11 protein-coding genes are annotated in these 16,458 nt (G+C 56.5%); 10 read left to right on the top strand and 1 reads right to left on the bottom strand.

Annotated features, from left to right (window positions below; genetic code table 11):
- The first annotated feature begins 29 nt into the window (after window positions 1-29).
- From ftsH to trmFO, 10 genes are all read left to right on the top strand, one after another.
- Window positions 30-1,874 (top strand): ATP-dependent zinc metalloprotease FtsH, encoded by a 1,845-nt coding sequence (gene ftsH, locus RCH93_RS15950; RefSeq protein WP_306549417.1) that lies wholly within the window; start codon window positions 30-32, stop codon window positions 1,872-1,874.
- A 430-nt stretch (window positions 1,875-2,304) separates the two neighbouring features.
- Window positions 2,305-3,123, top strand: a complete 819-nt coding sequence (gene folP, locus RCH93_RS15945) for a dihydropteroate synthase (RefSeq protein ID WP_306549416.1) — start codon at window positions 2,305-2,307, stop codon at window positions 3,121-3,123.
- A gap of 490 nt (window positions 3,124-3,613) precedes the next feature.
- Complete coding sequence (locus RCH93_RS15940; protein ID WP_306549415.1) at window positions 3,614-4,669, top strand: vWA domain-containing protein; 1,056 nt, start codon at window positions 3,614-3,616, stop codon at window positions 4,667-4,669.
- 99 nt (window positions 4,670-4,768) lie between these two features.
- On the top strand, window positions 4,769-6,673 hold the full coding sequence (locus RCH93_RS15935; RefSeq protein WP_306549414.1) for a tetratricopeptide repeat protein: 1,905 nt from the start codon (window positions 4,769-4,771) through the stop codon (window positions 6,671-6,673).
- A 513-nt stretch (window positions 6,674-7,186) separates the two neighbouring features.
- Window positions 7,187-8,383 carry a 3-phosphoglycerate dehydrogenase family protein gene (locus RCH93_RS15930; protein WP_306549413.1) on the top strand — a complete coding sequence of 399 codons (1,197 nt, stop codon included), beginning with the start codon at window positions 7,187-7,189 and terminating at the stop codon, window positions 8,381-8,383.
- Window positions 8,384-8,717: 334 nt separating this feature from the next.
- Window positions 8,718-9,656, top strand: coding sequence for a DUF362 domain-containing protein (locus RCH93_RS15925; protein ID WP_306549412.1), 939 nt, complete (start codon window positions 8,718-8,720; stop codon window positions 9,654-9,656).
- A gap of 85 nt (window positions 9,657-9,741) precedes the next feature.
- On the top strand, window positions 9,742-10,494 hold the full coding sequence (gene fabL / locus RCH93_RS15920; RefSeq protein WP_306549411.1) for an enoyl-[acyl-carrier-protein] reductase FabL: 753 nt from the start codon (window positions 9,742-9,744) through the stop codon (window positions 10,492-10,494).
- A 259-nt stretch (window positions 10,495-10,753) separates the two neighbouring features.
- Entirely contained in the window at window positions 10,754-11,917 is a 1,164-nt protein-coding gene (gene metK / locus RCH93_RS15915) for a methionine adenosyltransferase (RefSeq protein ID WP_306549410.1), read from the top strand.
- Window positions 11,918-11,965: 48 nt separating this feature from the next.
- The gene (ahcY, locus tag RCH93_RS15910) at window positions 11,966-13,252 is read left to right on the top strand and encodes an adenosylhomocysteinase (protein ID WP_306549409.1); all 1,287 of its coding nucleotides are present in this window, start codon (window positions 11,966-11,968) and stop codon (window positions 13,250-13,252) included.
- A gap of 83 nt (window positions 13,253-13,335) precedes the next feature.
- The gene (gene trmFO / locus RCH93_RS15905; protein WP_306549408.1) at window positions 13,336-14,664 is read left to right on the top strand and encodes a methylenetetrahydrofolate--tRNA-(uracil(54)-C(5))-methyltransferase (FADH(2)-oxidizing) TrmFO; all 1,329 of its coding nucleotides are present in this window, start codon (window positions 13,336-13,338) and stop codon (window positions 14,662-14,664) included.
- Window positions 14,665-14,681: 17 nt separating this feature from the next.
- Here the strand turns inward: trmFO and RCH93_RS15900 are convergent, their stop codons facing one another.
- Window positions 14,682-16,448 carry a DnaB-like helicase C-terminal domain-containing protein gene (locus RCH93_RS15900; protein WP_306549407.1) on the bottom strand — a complete coding sequence of 589 codons (1,767 nt, stop codon included), beginning with the start codon at window positions 16,446-16,448 and terminating at the stop codon, window positions 14,682-14,684.
- Between the last annotated feature and the right edge of the window lie 10 nt (window positions 16,449-16,458).

Genomic DNA, 16,458 nt, shown 5'->3' with positions numbered 1-16,458 from the left:
TCTTGATGACGATTTTTTGGAGATAATTTTTGAATACTTTTTATAAAAACCTCAGTATGTGGCTGGTCATCGGGCTGACCATGATCCTGCTGTTCCAGCTGTTCAATAAGCCGCAGATCCAGAGCAATTCGATCACCTACAGCGAATTCTGGTCCAATGTGGAGAGCGGGGCCATCAACAAGGTCAACATCCAGGGCGAGGAGATCTCCGGCATTGGTCAGGACGGTCGTCCCTTCAAGACCCTGGCGCCCAGTGACGCCGGCCTGATCCCCCTGCTGAGGGAGTCGGATGTGGACATCTCGGTGAAGAAACCCGAGGAAACTCCCTGGTATCTGACGATTTTTGTCTCCTGGTTTCCGATGCTGCTCTTAATCGGAGTGTGGATTTTTTTCATGCGGCAGATGCAGATGGGCGGCAAGGGCGGCGCACTGTCGTTTGGCAAAACCAGAGCGAAACTGCAGGGCGAGGGCGAGGTTAAAATCACCTTCAAGGATGTAGCCGGGATCGACGAGGCCAAGGCGGAACTGGAAGAAATTATCGATTTTCTCCGTGATCCGCAGAAATTCACCAAACTCGGCGGCCGCATTCCCAAGGGCGTGCTGCTGGCTGGTTCTCCTGGTACCGGCAAAACCCTGCTGGCTCGGGCCATTGCCGGCGAGGCGGGCGTGCCGTTTTTCACCATTTCCGGCTCTGACTTTGTCGAGATGTTTGTCGGCGTTGGCGCTTCACGGGTGCGGGACCTGTTTGGGCAGGGCAAGAAGAATGCCCCCTGCATCATCTTCATCGACGAGATTGACGCCGTCGGTCGGCATCGCGGCGCCGGACTCGGCGGCGGACATGACGAGCGCGAACAAACCCTCAATCAGCTGCTGGTCGAGATGGACGGCTTTGAAGGCAACGACGGCGTCATCATCATCGCCGCCACCAACCGGCCCGACGTCCTGGATCCCGCGCTATTGCGGCCCGGCCGTTTTGACCGCCAGGTGGTGGTGCCGGTGCCGGACATCAAGGGTCGCGAGAAAATCCTTGAAATCTATGGTAAAAAAACCAAGCTGGCAGACGATGTCGACATGGCGGTGATTGCCCGCGGCACCCCCGGTTTTTCCGGCGCCGACTTGGAAAACCTGGTCAACGAGGCGGCTCTGATGGCCGCCCGCGAAGGCAAGGAAGAGGTCGACGCCAATCACCTGGAGCGAGCCAAGGATAAGGTGATGATGGGTGCGGAGCGCAAGTCTATGATCATCAGCCCGAGAGAAAAAGAGATCACCGCGTATCACGAGGCCGGTCACGCCTTGGTGGCGCGACTTTTGCCGGGAACTGACCCGATCCATAAGGTCACCATCATTCCCCGCGGGCGCGCGCTTGGCCTCACCATGCAGTTGCCCACCGACGAAAAATACACCCATGCCCGAGGCTTCCTGCTCAACTCGATTGCGATTCTGTTTGGCGGTCGAGTGGCGGAGAAGCTGGTGTTTAACGAGATCACCACCGGCGCCGGCAACGACATCGAGCGGGCCAGCGAATTGGCGCGCAAGATGGTGTGCGAGTGGGGCATGAGCGACGAACTTGGGCCGATGTCCTACGGCAAGAAGGAAGAGCACATCTTCCTCGGTCGCGAGATTGCCCAGCACCGCGATTACAGCGAACAGACCGCGCAGAAGATTGATGCGGAGGTGAAGAAGATCGTGGTCGAGGCCAACGACAAGGTCACCCGTTTGCTGGAGGAAAATCGGGACATCCTCAAGGCCATCGCCGATGAGCTCCTGGAGCGTGAGACGATCATTCTTGACGACATGGACCGGATTATTGCCAAGTTGCGGGGCGAAAACGGCGAGGAAACGGTGGAAGCGCCGGCTGAAACCGCCGAAGCCTAAACCGACTGCAGTGCTTTTTTTGGGGTGGGCTGTCTTCGTTCGACGAAGGCGGCCCACCCCTTTTTTTGTTGCAAAAACGAATTGCTGGCTTGTTGGCCTGCATCCATGTTGTCGTTTGCAATGGGTCACTGCAGGCGGTTGTCTTGAGTGTCACGGGTGTATTGACTGTAGTTGGAGAACCTTGGATTTATTCCTTTCGGCCGGTCGATAGGCAGCAGACAGAAAAACATCACTTTCAAGCAATACGGAAAAAGACTGAGCGCTGTCAGATGGATGCTGCGTGGGGATGTGAGGTGAGAGGGACGAAATTGTGTTGCCCGCACTACACTAGACAGCTTTCCAACCCGTTGTTCATTGCCGCATTCTCGCCGAGCTTTCCCGCATACGCTAAAAACCTGTACTCCTCAACAAACGCCTGGAAGGAAAGACCATGAAAAACAAGGTACAGATCATGGGTATTCTCAACGTCACCCCGGATTCTTTTTCCGACGGCGGACGCTGGAACACCGAGGCCGCTCTTGAAGCCCGAATTGAGCAACTCATCAGCGAAGGGGCAGACATCATTGACGTGGGCGGCGAATCCACCCGACCCTTTGCCGAACCGGTGAGCGCAGAGGACGAACTCGCCCGAGTCATTCCGGCCATCCGGAAAATCCGCGCATGCAGCGATCTCCCCATCTCCATTGACACCACCAAGGCGGTGGTGGCGCGCGAAGCCCTGGCCGCCGGGGCGACCATGATCAACGACATCTCCGCTCTGCGCTTTGATCCGGCAATGATCGACGTGGCGCGATCCTTCGACGGCCCGGTCATCATCATGCACATGCAGGGCGTGCCCGGCCACATGCAGGTGAACCCGCAGTACGAGGACGTGGTGGCTGAAATCAACGATTTTTTTTGGGAGCGGATCGTTTGGATGGAAAGCCAAGGCGTTGATCGCGCTAGGATCATTGTCGACCCTGGCGTCGGGTTTGGCAAAACTCTTGAGCATAATTTGAGCATTCTGCGCAATATTCAGGCCTTTAAAATACACGGCCGTCCAGTGCTTATTGGCCACTCTCGCAAATCATTTTTAGGGCAACTGCTTGATGTTTCCATCGATGAGCGTGATTGCCCTACGGCGCTGATTTCTGCATTCTGTAGCCAGCAAGACGTGGATTTTCTTCGGGTGCATGCAGTTCGGTCTACCCGAGATGCAATAGCACTGGCCATCGCTCTTTCGGGTAACCAAGCAGTTTACAATTCTTAACCTGCCGTTTTGATCGACCATCCATCTGTCTATCTTGACGATATTGATTTTTTTTCTTTTTCGCGTCGTTTTTTCGCGCCTGTTGCATCCATTTTAAGTTCGTCGTCGGTCCCCCGATTTTCGGATTAATTACGGGAATTTTTTACGCAGGTGTCGATATTTTTCCTGAAAAGTGGAAAAATGACTGTGGCGGCGTTCAATTTATGGCGGGAAATGTCTATGGTTCAAGCGTGTTATCTGAAGAATTTCTTTGTCGAGTTTTTTCCGGAATACAGGCGTGATGCCCGTTTTTCCGGAACGCCTCAGTTTGCCAAATTCAGGGCAACTCTAGAGCCGTTTATCCATTAGCGCATTTATTTTATAATTCAGGAGGGTTGGCTATTCCCTTGTTTTTTTGCTTCTGGCCCGACAATTGCAATTCGTGTTGTCAAGGGTGAAAAAGTGTAAAGAATACTTTTTTACAGTTAACTTTTGTTAGCAAGGAGGGGGTATGAAAAAGGTAATGTTGGGTTTGGCCGTGAGTATGTTCTTGTTGCCAGCCTATGCAATGGCTGACAGTGTGTCGCCTACATCTTTCAGTGATACCATTGCTGTGGGTGGGACCACGACTATCACAAAAACAGTGACTGTGTCTAAAGAGGCTGGAAGCTATGCGCCTGTCGACGTTTTCTTTCTGGCAGACACCACGGGCAGCATGGGTGGGACCATTAATACTGTACAAACAGGTGCTGCGAGTATTTTGGCTGGTACGGCTGGATTGGGCGATGTGCAATATGCCGTTGGCGAGTATGAGGATTGGGGAAGCAGTTACGGCTATCCGAGTGATAAACCTTATACACTTCATCAAGATTTCACCAGCGACGTTACAGCTGTTCAGGCAGGCATTACCAAATGGGACAGTCCTTTAGGGTATGGAGGCGATGGTCCTGAATCGCAGCTGTATGCCTTGGAGCAAGCTGCCGAAACAGCAAGCTGGCGAGCTGGTTCTACTCGAATTTTGGTATGGTTTGGCGATGTCTATGGTCACGATCCGAGTGGTCCTTCAACGGAAGCCACTGCAACTGCCGCTCTGGTGGATAAAAATATCACCGTTGAAGCTGTCAGTGTAAATGGATCTTTAGGGGCTCAAGCCGACAGGATAGCCGCTGCAACTGGCGGTGATCACTACGCTGGAATCGATGTGGCATCCATCGTGGACACCATCCAAGACGCCATTGAGACCGTTATTCACACCTATACCTCTGTTGGACTTGACCTCTCGGAGGTTCCGGCCGGTTTAATCGCTTCCTATGACGGTGCCCAGACAGGCACTTGGACTCGCGACGAAGACAGAACCTTCACCTTCAATGTCGAGATCACCGGGGAAACAGCTGGGGTTTATGATTTTAATATCTATGCCACAGTAGACCGCGGTCGGGTTGCCACAGAAGCGGATAGAATTACAGTCGGCGCCGGCGCGGTTCCTGAGCCTGCAACCATGCTGCTGTTTGGCACCGGTCTGGTTGGACTTGCTGGAATGGGCAGAAGAAAGGCTACGCGGAAGTAGCATTCAGCCACAATTCAGGTTAATGAAAAGCAGGTGGGGTTTTTCCTCATCTGCTTTTTTTTTAGGTATTTTCAGTCAACTCTTGCCGGACGACATGCCATGATTTTTCTGAATGTTTGCCCCTTGATGCGGCAAGGCGCTTTTGCCTTTGTCTGTGCGTTCTGTTTATGCATAGCGGTTGCCAATGCCTCAGCAAGCCAGCTTGCAGAATCAGGTGAAACCCCAGTCGCCGATTTTAGTGGCGCCCCGCCTCTGCCGTCTGCGGCAGAAACCTGGCAAGAGCAAAAGGAGAATATGTTTTACGAGATACTGAAAAAACAAGAACCGACCGCTGCAACCCAAAAGCTGGAGAAAATTCTGTCGCTTGTGCAACAGGGAACCTATAAAGAGGCGCAGCAGCAGCTTGAAGAATTCATCCGGTCTCATCCAGGATACGGGCCGGCACATGAAATTCTCGGCCTTGTATTGCTCCTGGCGGACAAGCAGGACCAAGCTGTAACCGCGTTGCAGAAGGCAGTTGAACTCGATCCTAAAAGCAGCTCCGCGCTGACCAAGCTGGGCGGCATCTATATGGCTCAAGGGCAAAAAGACAAGGCAAAACAAATCTTGCTCAAGGCTGTTGCCGTCAACCCTCATGATCGTTTTGCAAATCAGCGGTTGGGCATGCTCTGTGAAGAGGCTGGAGAGGTCGACAAGGCCATAGCGTTTTATGAACAGGGGCTCCTCGGAACCTTGCCGGATTACATTGGCGTCAAGGTCAATCTCGCTGGACTGTACAATAAGCAACGGCAGTTTGCCAAAACCATACCCCTGCTTGCAGCCGTGATCAAACCTGAGACGAAAAATGCGACTGGCCATATCCTGCTTGGCACCGCGTATCTGTATTCCGATCAGGCCGAGAAGGCTATCCGGCACTATCAGTACGCGGCAGCCATTGACAAGGAAAAAAGCGCTGTTCCTTTGGCGGTTGCATACCGTGCGGTAGGGAAAATCGACGAATCCAAGCAGGTCTTGTTGGATGCTAATGCATCCAACCCTAAGGATGCTCTTGTTTTATTTCAACTGGCTGAAACCTACAGTCGTGCAGCTGATTTTCAGGCGGCTCTTCAGGGCTACCACAAGGCTATCGAGGCGGGGTACCCGAAAACTCCCGCTTTGCGTCAGATTGCGGCCTTGCAGATGCGGCAGGCCAAGTACAACGAGGCTATTGAAACGCTTCGCCAGATTATTGCCAGCGAGGACAGCGTGCTTGAAGATCAGTTTGTCATGGGAGAGGCCTACCAATTCAATCGTCAGTTTACCGACGCAGAAAAACTTTTTCGATCTCTGAGCGAGCGTCATCCGAAGGATGCCTCTGTATGGTACCGTCTCGGGCTCCACTACGGGTTAACGCGGGATTATGTCAAGGCTATTGGTTCGTTGCAAAAGGCAAAGACGATCACTCCCCAAAATCCTGCCATTCTCAAGGCGCTGGCCCTGGCATATTTTCAGGGCGGCAAGAAAAGCGAATCTCTGGCTATGGCAGAAGAGCTGCATCGCCTGCAGCCTGAAAATAAAGAGAGCGCTTTTTTCCTCGCCTCTCTGTATCAGAGTTCCGGTAAAATCGAAGAGGCAAAAAAAGGATATCTGGAGATTTTGGCAACGCCTCCGGCCCATGCTTCCAGTTTGAATAATCTGGCTGATTTAACAGCTCAATCCGGTGAAAAGGATAAGGCGCTGTCGTTTGCCAAGCAGGCGGTTGAACTCGAGCCGGACAACAGCCGGTATCTCGATACTCTGGGATGGATTTTGTTTCAAGTGGCTGATTATGAGGCATCCCTTGCAACCTTGGAAAAGGCGTATAAGATTTCTCCGAAGGTTCCCATTATTCAGTTTCATTTAGGCAAAGTTTATTTGCAAAAAGGGGAGAAGGAGAAGGCAAAACAATTGCTTCAGTCTTCTGTTAGTGAGCCCTCTGCGTCATGGGCTGCAGAGGCCAATAGTCTCCTCCATTCAATAGACTGACATTCAATCAACAGTGTTCGGTCAGGAAATTGTGCAAAAAGGCTCCGTCAAGAGCATCTTGCTGTTGATGGCGTTTTGTCGCTTGGCCCTCAACTGGTGAGGGCAACCCAACACCTCCTTTTAACCATGCCGCCTTTGCGATTTAAGGAGCCCTGTGCAAACGGTGTGTCATAACTCCACCGCTTTTGCAACAGGGGCTGTTTATTGTCGTAAAGGAGGGCTGCTCCCGCTCTAATCAATCATGTAGTGTTGATTTGCGTTCATCTTCATGCTTTCCCTCTTTTCCTTGACAAAACAAGGGGCTTTGCTTTATTTTGTCGCATTTTTTAGGATTGCGGCGGGGTGGTGCGCGCCGTTTTTTTGTTTTGAGTGCTGCTGTTGTGTTGCTTTCCGCACACTCTGCGCGTCTTGCGTCTGAAGCATCATGCGTGGCGCTTTCGTCGAGTTGCGGGATGATTTGTTCGCTCTTGATTATTCCCCCCTTTAATTTGCCCTTATCAACGAGGATCAGCCATGAAGCAATTCAAAATTAAAACGATCAACGCCATTGCCCAAGAGGGACTGACTCTGTTCAACGACCGGTTCAAGGTTAGCCCAGAGGAGAGCAATCCTGAAGGCATCGTTGTCCGTAGCTCCAAAATCGATTTAGCGCCCTATCCCGACCTGCTGGCCATAGCCCGCGCCGGTGCCGGGGTCAACAACATCCCGGTGGACGAGGCCTCGGAAAAGGGGATTTGCGTGTTCAACACACCCGGCGCCAACGCCAATGCCGTGGTCGAGCTGGTCTACACTTCGCTTGGCATCTGGCTGCGCAATGTGGAAAAGAGCATCGAGTTCTGCCAGGGGTTGACCGGGAAGAACGACGAGGACATTAACCGCGAGGTTGAGGCGCGCAAAAAAATATTCAAAGGCGAGGAGATGGCCGGCAAGACCCTGGCGGTCTTTGGCCTGGGCAAGATCGGTGTCGGCGTGGCCAATGCCGGCTTGCACCACGGTATGCGGGTGCTGGGCTTTGATCCTTTCCCGGCCATGGACAACATCCATCACTTGGCGCCTGAAGTCACCCTGGCCCGTTCTCGCAAGGAGGCTCTGAGCGAGGCTGATTTCATTTCGGTGCACATGCCGCTGAACAAGAACACCAGGGGCTACGTGACCGAGAAGGATTTCCTTGAGTTTGTCAAGGACGGCGCCGTGTTAATCAATTACGCCCGCGGTCCGATCATCGACGAGGATGCGGTGTTGGCCGCCCTGGTCAGCGGTAAGCTCAAAGGGCACATTTCGGATTTTCCTTCGGTGAAATTTCTCGGCCACGAAAAAATTCTGGTGACGCCGCATCTTGGCGCTTCAACCGCCGAATCCGAAGAGAACTGCGCCACCATGGCGGTGCGCGAGCTGAAAAATTATCTTGAATTCGGCAACATCGTTCACAGCGTCAATTTTCCCAACATTGAGACCATCCCCACCGTTGACGTTCACACCCGCCTGACCGTGATCAACAAGGATCAGCCCGGCATGATCGGCATGATCAGCAACATGCTGGGCGGCGAGAAGATCAACATCATCAACTACACCAACAAGAGCAACGGCGCCTTGGGATACAACATCATCGACTGCGCCGGCCCGGTGTCGGAAGAGGTGCAGAGCAAGATCGCGCAACAGGAAGGCGTCCTCCGTGTGCGGGTGATTCCCCTGGAGATTCGCGGCCGGTAATCCCGGCTTGTATAAGAATTACCCAGTTGAGGGCTCTGGGCGCCATGAAGCGTATAAAAATATATATGCGCCAACGTGCTGTTTTTAAATGTTGTTTTTCTGTAGTGTTTTTGTGGCGGTAGTTAAGGGTAAAAAATATTTTACTGTTGTCGTGGCGGCGAATCGGCCTTGGCGTCAGCTGTCAGGCCGCTATTGCTTGAAATAAGGTTGAAAAACATCTCCTGGCGCCCGTCCGCAGGAGATGGCACGGATGATGCTATACTCAAAACATCTTCATCTCTTCTCTCCTTTTCCGGCTTGGTTCCCTGTGAACCAAGCCGGTTTTTTTTGAACCATGCAACTGACCTGCACCAGCGTCGCCTTGACGGCGCAACCAACCTATGACCAGCCGTCTTTGGATGTCGCCGTTGATCGATTGCTCGGCCCCATGCTGGCCGGGAGCAATTTGCGGACCGCGCGGGTGCTGCTCAAACCCAATCTCATCACCGCCACAAACGGCCGCCTCGCCTGCACCGACAGCCGATGCATTGTTGCTGCGGCGCGATGGTTGATCGATCAAGGGGCTCGGCCGGCGGTCGGCGATTCGCCCTCCTTTGGCTCGGCGCGGTCTGTGCTTGCAGCGATTGGCGCCTTGCCCGCGCTGGAGCGGCTTGGGGTGCTGGTGGTTGAATTTGGGCGCACAACCGAGACGCTGCTGCCGTGCGGCGTCAAGGCCGCTTTGGCTGCAGAGGTCATGGAATGCGATGTGTTGCTCAATCTCCCCAGGGCCAAGGCCCACTCGCAGATGCGCCTGACCTTGGCGGTGAAGAATTATTTCGGCTGCCTTTCCGGATTTCACAAACCGTGGTGGCATATGGCCCACGGCGGCGCCAATGGCCGGTTTGCCGCGTTGCTGGTGGATCTGCTCGCAGTCCTGCCGCCTGGCGGTTCCCTGGTGGACGGGGTGGTTGCCATGCATGTTGACGGGCCGATCCATGGCGAACCTTATCCTCTGGGGCTTCTCGCCGCCGGCGTCAACCCGGTGGCCGTTGACGCTGCCCTCCTGCGCATATTGTGCGTTGATCCGCAGCTATGTCCGCTGTGGCGCGCGGCCCACGGGGCAGGCTTAGCCGGTGTGGATGCTGAAGCCTTGCAGTTTCCCCTGGCGACGCCCGCAGAGCTTGCGGTCGCTGATTTTCTCGTTCCGGAACAACTTGGGCCGGTGCGGTTCAACCCCTTTCGTTTTGTCAAAAACTCCATAAAACGGACCTGGCTCCGCGTTGTTGGAGCGTGAGCAGGGAGGCTTGGCGGCATCTCCTCCTGGACATTGTGCAACGGCTGCTTATTTTATGGAGCGGCAAAAACTCAAAGGAGCATACATGATTGATTTGCAAGGAAAGGTGGCCCTGGTCACCGGCGGTTCGCGCGGCATCGGCAAGGCCGTGTCCCAGCGACTGGCGGCGCAGGGCGCTGAGGTGATTATCAACTACGTCCGCCATCGAACCAACGCCAGCGAGGTGGTGACGGAAATTGAGACCAGGGGCGGGCGATGCGTGGCAATTCGCGCCAATCTGGCCGACGAGGCAAGCCTTGACGCCATGTTTGCCGAGATCCGCAGCCGCTATTCCCGACTGGATGTGATTGTGTCCAACGCCGCTTCCGGCGTGCTCAAGCCGGTGACCGAACTGAAGAGCCGCCATTGGGATTGGGCGGTTAACATCAACGCCCGGGCCTTGATGCTCATTACCCAGCAGGCCCTGCCCCTGATGTCCAGCGGCGGCCGCATCGTCGCCGTTTCATCGATTGGCGCGGTTCGGGCAGTGTCGAATTATACCGTGGTGGGCGCGTCCAAAGGGGCGCTGGAGTCGCTGGTCCGGCATCTGGCGGTGGAACTCGGCCCTTTGGGCATCACTGTCAATACGGTCAGCGCCGGGGTGGTGGACACCGACGCCCTGAAAAAATTTCCCAATCGTGAGGAAATCATCGCTACAGCCATGGCCCGCACCCCCCTGGGACGCCTGACCACGCCCGACGATGTGGCTGATCTCATTTTGTTTTTGTGCAGCGACCTGGCTGCCATGGTCCATGGTCAGACGCTGGTGGTCGACGGCGGCTACGCTGTCCACGGCTGAGCGTGCTTTGTCGTCTGTTGTCTCGCTGGTTCACAAACGACGTTGCGGCTTGGCGGGCAGGCAATTTACATTGAAGCGTTGCGTGAAGTTTAGTATTTATAATTTTTTTGTGCCTCCTTCGGAGCGTTTGTTCGCGCATTGCGTCAACTGCTTGAAAACAGGCGGCAACCTTCGCATGTTCCTAACCGCCCCGTTGTCGTGAGGGCGGCTTTTTTTTTTTTTGCTGTTTTGTCTATTTTAACTCCATAGGGAGACGCTTATGTCAACGCATCTTTTCACCTCTGAATCGGTGTCCGAGGGACACCCGGACAAGGTCGCCGATCAGATCTCCGACGCCATTCTGGACGCCATCCTCACCCAGGACAAACATGCGCGGGTGGCCTGCGAGAGTCTGGTCACCACCGGCATGGCCATGATCGCCGGCGAAATCACCACCACGGCCTGGGTCGATATGCCCAACATCGTCCGCGAAACCATCCGGGAGATCGGCTACAATTCTTCTGACATGGGGTTTGACTGGCAATCCTGCGCAGTCATCACCTCAATCGACAAGCAGTCGCCGGACATCGCCCAGGGCGTCAACGAAGGCAGCGGACTTGATCTTGATCAGGGCGCCGGCGACCAGGGGCTGATGTTTGGCTACGCCTGCGACGAGACCGACGTGCTCATGCCCATGCCCATCACCTACGCCCATTACCTGACCAAGCGTCAGGCCGAGGTGCGCAAGGCCGGTATTTTGCCCTGGCTGCGTCCCGACGCCAAGAGTCAGGTGACCATCGAGTATGTCGACAACGTGGCCAAACGAATCGAGGCTGTGGTGCTTTCCACCCAGCACAGCCCGGACGTCAGCTACGAGGATCTCAAGGAAGCGGTGATGGAGGAGATCATCAAACCGGTGCTGCCGGCCCACATGATCGACGCCAACACCAAATTCTTCATCAATCCCACCGGTAGGTTCGTGATAGGCGGCCCGGTGGGCGACTGCGGCGTCACCGGCCGCAAGATCATTGTCGATTCCTACGGCGGCCGCGGTTCGCACGGCGGCGGCGCCTTTTCCGGCAAGGATCCGTCCAAGGTGGATCGATCCTCTTCGTACATGGGCCGCTATGTGGCCAAGAACATTGTCGCCGCCAAACTGGCCACCGAAGTCGAGGTCCAGGTGGCCTACGCCATCGGCATCTCTAAGCCGGTGTCGATCAACGTCAAAACCTTTGGCACCGGCACGGTTTCTGAGGAACGGCTGGTTGAGATTGTCGGCCAGGTCTTTGATCTTCGGCCCAAGGCGATCATTCAGCAACTGGACCTGCTGCGGCCGATCTACCACAAGACCGCAGCCTACGGCCATTTTGGGCGCGAACTGCCGGAGTTCACCTGGGAGCGGATCGACAAGGTCGAGGCCCTGCGCGCCGCCGCCGGCCTGTAATTTTTTTCAGCATCAGCAGCTTCCTCACGCAGGAAGCAGGAGCATTACATGAGTGATTATAAAGTAGCGGATATGAGCCTGGCCGATTGGGGCCGCAAAGAGATCGCCATTGCCGAAACCGAAATGCCCGGCCTGATGGCTCTGCGCGAGGAGTTCGGCGCGAGCAAACCCCTTGCCGGGGCGCGGATTGGCGGGTGTCTGCACATGACCATCCAGACGGCGGTGCTGATGGAGACCCTGGTACATTTGGGCGCCGAGTTGCGTTGGTCTTCCTGCAACATCTTTTCCACCCAGGATCACGCCGCCGCCGCAGTCGCCGCCGCCGGCATCCCCACCTTTGCCTGGAAGGGCGAGACCGAGGAAGAATTCTGGTGGTGCATTGAGCAGACCATCTTTGGACCGAACGATTGGCGGCCCAACATGATCCTGGACGACGGCGGCGACCTGACCCTGGTGATGCACGAGAAGTACCCGGAGTTGATGCGGTCGATCCGCGGCATCTCCGAGGAAACCACCACCGGCGTGCATCGGCTTTATGAGATGACCAAGCAGGGCAAACTGATGTGCCCGGCTTTCAACGTCAACGATTCGGTGACCAAGTCAAAATTCGACAACCTCTACGGTTGCCGCGAGTCCTTGATCGACGGCATCAAACGCGCCACCGACGTGATGATCGCCGGCAAGATCGCGGTGGTGGTTGGCTACGGCGACGTCGGCAAGGGTTGCGCCCAAGCCTTGCGCGGCATGGGGGCCACGGTCCTGGTGACCGAGATCGACCCGATCTGCGCCCTGCAGGCGGCCATGGAAGGCTACCGGGTGGTGACCATGGACGAGGCTGCGGCCAAGGGCAACATCTTCGTCACCTGCACCGGCAATTTGCGGGTGATCACCCGGGCGCACATGGAAGCGATGCCGGATCAGGCTATTGTTTGCAATATCGGTCACTTCGACTCTGAGATCGACATCGCCGGCATCCGCAGCCTGCCCTGGGAGAACATCAAACCCCAGGTTGATCACGTCATCTTCCCCGACGGCAAGCGCTTGATCGTGCTGGCAGAGGGACGGTTGGTGAACCTCGGTTGCGCCACCGGCCATCCGAGCTTTGTGATGAGCAACTCCTTCACCAACCAGGTGTTGGCCCAGATCGAGTTGTGGAAAAATTCCGAAGCCTATGAGAACAAGGTCTATTTCTTGCCGAAGAAGCTCGACGAGAAGGTGGCCCGGCTGCATCTGGCCAAGATCGGCGTACACTTGACGGCGCTCACCCAGGAGCAGGCCGACTATATCGGCGTAGACGTCGCGGGTCCGTTCAAACCTGAGCATTACCGGTATTGATCGGGTTGTTCGGTAGTTTTTAATTTTCAGCTTTCAGGGCAGGGTGCTTGTTCACTCTGCCTTTTTTTTGCGCGGGGAAAACAATGGCAACAACAGGACAGGCAACCGTGATTGGCGGCGGTTTGGCAGGCTGCGAAGCGGCTTGGCAGGCTGCGCAACAGGGCGTGCGGGTAACCTTGTACGAGATGAAGCCCCAGCGTTTCAGCCCGGCCCATGAATCGGCGCAGTTGGGAGAACTGGTCTGTTCCAACTCGCTCCGTTCGAATGCCGTGGATTCGGCGGCGGGATTGCTCAAGGAGGAGATGCGCCAGTTGGGCTCGCTGCTGATGCGGATCGCCGACCAAACCGCTGTGCCGGCCGGCACGGCGCTGGCCGTTGATCGGGCGCAGTTTGCCGCCGCGCTCACCGAGGCGATTGAAGCACACCCCCTGATCACGGTGCGCCGCGAGGAGGTCCTCCAGATTCCCGAGACCACGGACGGCCCGGTGGTGCTTGCCGCCGGCCCGCTGCTTTCCGGCCCCCTGGCCGAACACCTCCAGGCCCTGGCTGGCGGCGAACATCTGGCCTTTTACGACGCCATCGCCCCGATTGTCGACGTCGACAGCCTGGACATGAACATCATTTATCGAAAATCGCGCTGGGACGACGACGGCCCGGGCGATTACCTCAACTGCCCCATGGACCGCGAACAGTACGAGCAATTCATGACTGTGCTTGGTTCAGCCCAGACCGTGCCCCTGCACGCCTTTGAGGAGGCAAAATATTTTGAAGGCTGTCTGCCCATTGAAGTGATGTGCGAACGGGGCGCGGACACCCTGCGTTTTGGTCCGATGAAGCCCATTGGCCTGGCGCATCCGGTCACCGGTCAGGTCTACCATGCGGTGGTGCAGCTGCGGGCGGAAAATCGCGAGGGCACGGCCTACAACCTGGTGGGATTCCAAACGAAACTCACCTATGGAGAGCAGCAGCGGGTGTTTCGCACCATCCCCGGGCTGGAGCGGGCGGTATTTCTGCGGCTGGGTTCCATCCACCGCAACACCTTTGTCTGCGCCCCCCGGGTGATTGAGTCGACTCTGCAGATGCGCCAGCGACCGGGCCTTTTCCTCGCCGGACAGCTTTCTGGGGTCGAGGGCTACATCGAGTCCACGGCCATGGGGTTGCTGGCCGGAATCAACGCGGCTCGGATGGTCCAGGGCAAGGAGTTGCTGACGCAGCCGCCGGCCACCGCCCACGGCGCCTTGATCCAGCACCTGATCGCCTCTGATCCGGCCCATTTCCAGCCGTCCAACGTCAATTTCGGCCTGTTTCCGCCCCTGGTTGGCCGGAAAATCCCCAAAAAAGAACGGGGCCGCCTCCGCTCCGTCCAGGCCCTCGCCCTGATCGACGAATGGCGCCGGCTGATTTCGGCCTGAGTGCGGCTTGAATTTGCCTACTCTTCTCTAAAGCCCCAGTAGGGGAAATCCAGCCGGTACGAGGCCACCAGCCCCGGACTCTGCTCCCGACTGGCGACCAGCCACAGTTCGTTGGCGCGCTGTTCCGGCGGGCTGTTGTCAAATGGGTCCCACTTGGGCAGGAGCACCATGGCGTTGTCGGCGGAATAGCCGATGTCGCCGGAGCCCTTGAACGAACCGAGATGGGGCTGGCGGTCGAACTGGCCGTCATCGCTTCGTTCCAACTCCGAGATCACCAAAAAACTGACCGCCATCTCGTCGCGGATGGCCTCCAACTGACGCAACCAGCCGTCAATGCCGCTGCGTTGCTGGCTGATGTCCTTGAACGGCAGCTTGTGCAGGCTGTCGACCACCACGACTGTATAGTCCGAGTTGGTCTCGTGGCGGATGAAATCGATGTGGCGGCGCATGGTCTCGGGCGAGAGTTTGCGGTCGTTGACCACCCGCAGCCAGGAGAGTGCCTGGTGCAACCGTTGTTGCGCCTGTTGCAGCCGTCGCCGTTTTTCCGGAGACAGGCTTGCAGCCTTGATTTGGTCAATGGTCAGGCGGCAGAGGCGGCAGAGGATGCGCAAATAAATTTTTTGCCGGCCGTTTTCAAAGTCATAGTACAGCGTCGGGATTTTGCGCATCGCCATCTCCGAGGCGATCTGAATAAAAAAAGCCGATTTGCCCGCCTTGGGCGCGCCGCCCATGATGTTGATGCCGTGGATGCCCCCCAGCGCCCGATCCAGGAGAGGGAAACCGCTGGTCAGGCTGGCGTAGGATTCGCCCGATTCCTGGAACAACCGCTCGCTGAAGGTCTGAAACTCGCTTGCAGGGGTAGGGAAGGGCGAAAAGGCGCGCGCTTCCCGGATCATCGCAAACACGGTTTTCTGCAACGGGGTTGTGGTCTCGGCGGCAAGCTGAAACAGCGAGGCGTTGCGGGCGGCGTCCTCGGGCCAGCGAACGATCCGCACCTTGAAGCCGACCCGGGTGGCAAAGGCCTTGGCCATGGCTTCGGATTCGGCGGTGTGGTTGACCCAGAGAAAGATGGTCCGGATCCAGGCCAACTGCAGCGGATCGACATGGGCGAGGTCTGCGGCGGTGGGCACGGCAATGCCCGGCAATCCCAGTTGCTTCAGGGGCAGCAGGTTTTTTTCGCCTTCGACCAGAAAGAGCGCGCCGTTCTCGCAACGCTCGATTTCCTGGGCGTTGAAGATGTGGAACTGATCGCCAAAAAAGCGTTCGTCGCCGTACCAGAAAAAATCCTCCGGCCGCTCCGGATGCACGCAACGGGCGGCGTAGCAGTTGCCGTCGGCCTGGATGTAGGGAAACACCAGGTATCTGCCGTTGTAGCCGATGCGCAGTTCCGCCAGGGTCTCGGGGGCAATCCCGCCCGCCGCCAGGGTGGCCTGCTGGTCGCCGGTGAGTTTGTCGGCAAAACCGATGAGTTCGTTGTGGAGATTCTTGACCGGATACTCGACCTCGCGGCCGAAATACTCGCGATCCGGGTCAAAACCTGGCGCAAGCGACGGGCTGACGCCGCGCAGCCGGGCGAAATGGAGGGGAAAACCACCACTGACGCAATGGTTCACACAGCGAAAGTAGCCGTGGAAAAAACTCTCCTGATTGAGAAAAACCGTCAACAGGGGGCTCTTTCCCGCCTCTTTGCCGGCGCAAAAGGGGCACGGCGCCTGGAGCTGGGCGTTGGACAGCTTGGCCTCGGGCAGTTGTTGCAGGTAAAATCGGGTGACAACGTCGGGCATGGCGCTCCCT

Source organism: Desulfobulbus sp. (assembly GCF_030824455.1).
GTDB lineage: Bacteria > Desulfobacterota > Desulfobulbia > Desulfobulbales > Desulfobulbaceae > Desulfobulbus.
Note: the sequence above shows the minus strand (reverse complement) of the source record. Positions and strands in the feature narration are given on the sequence as shown.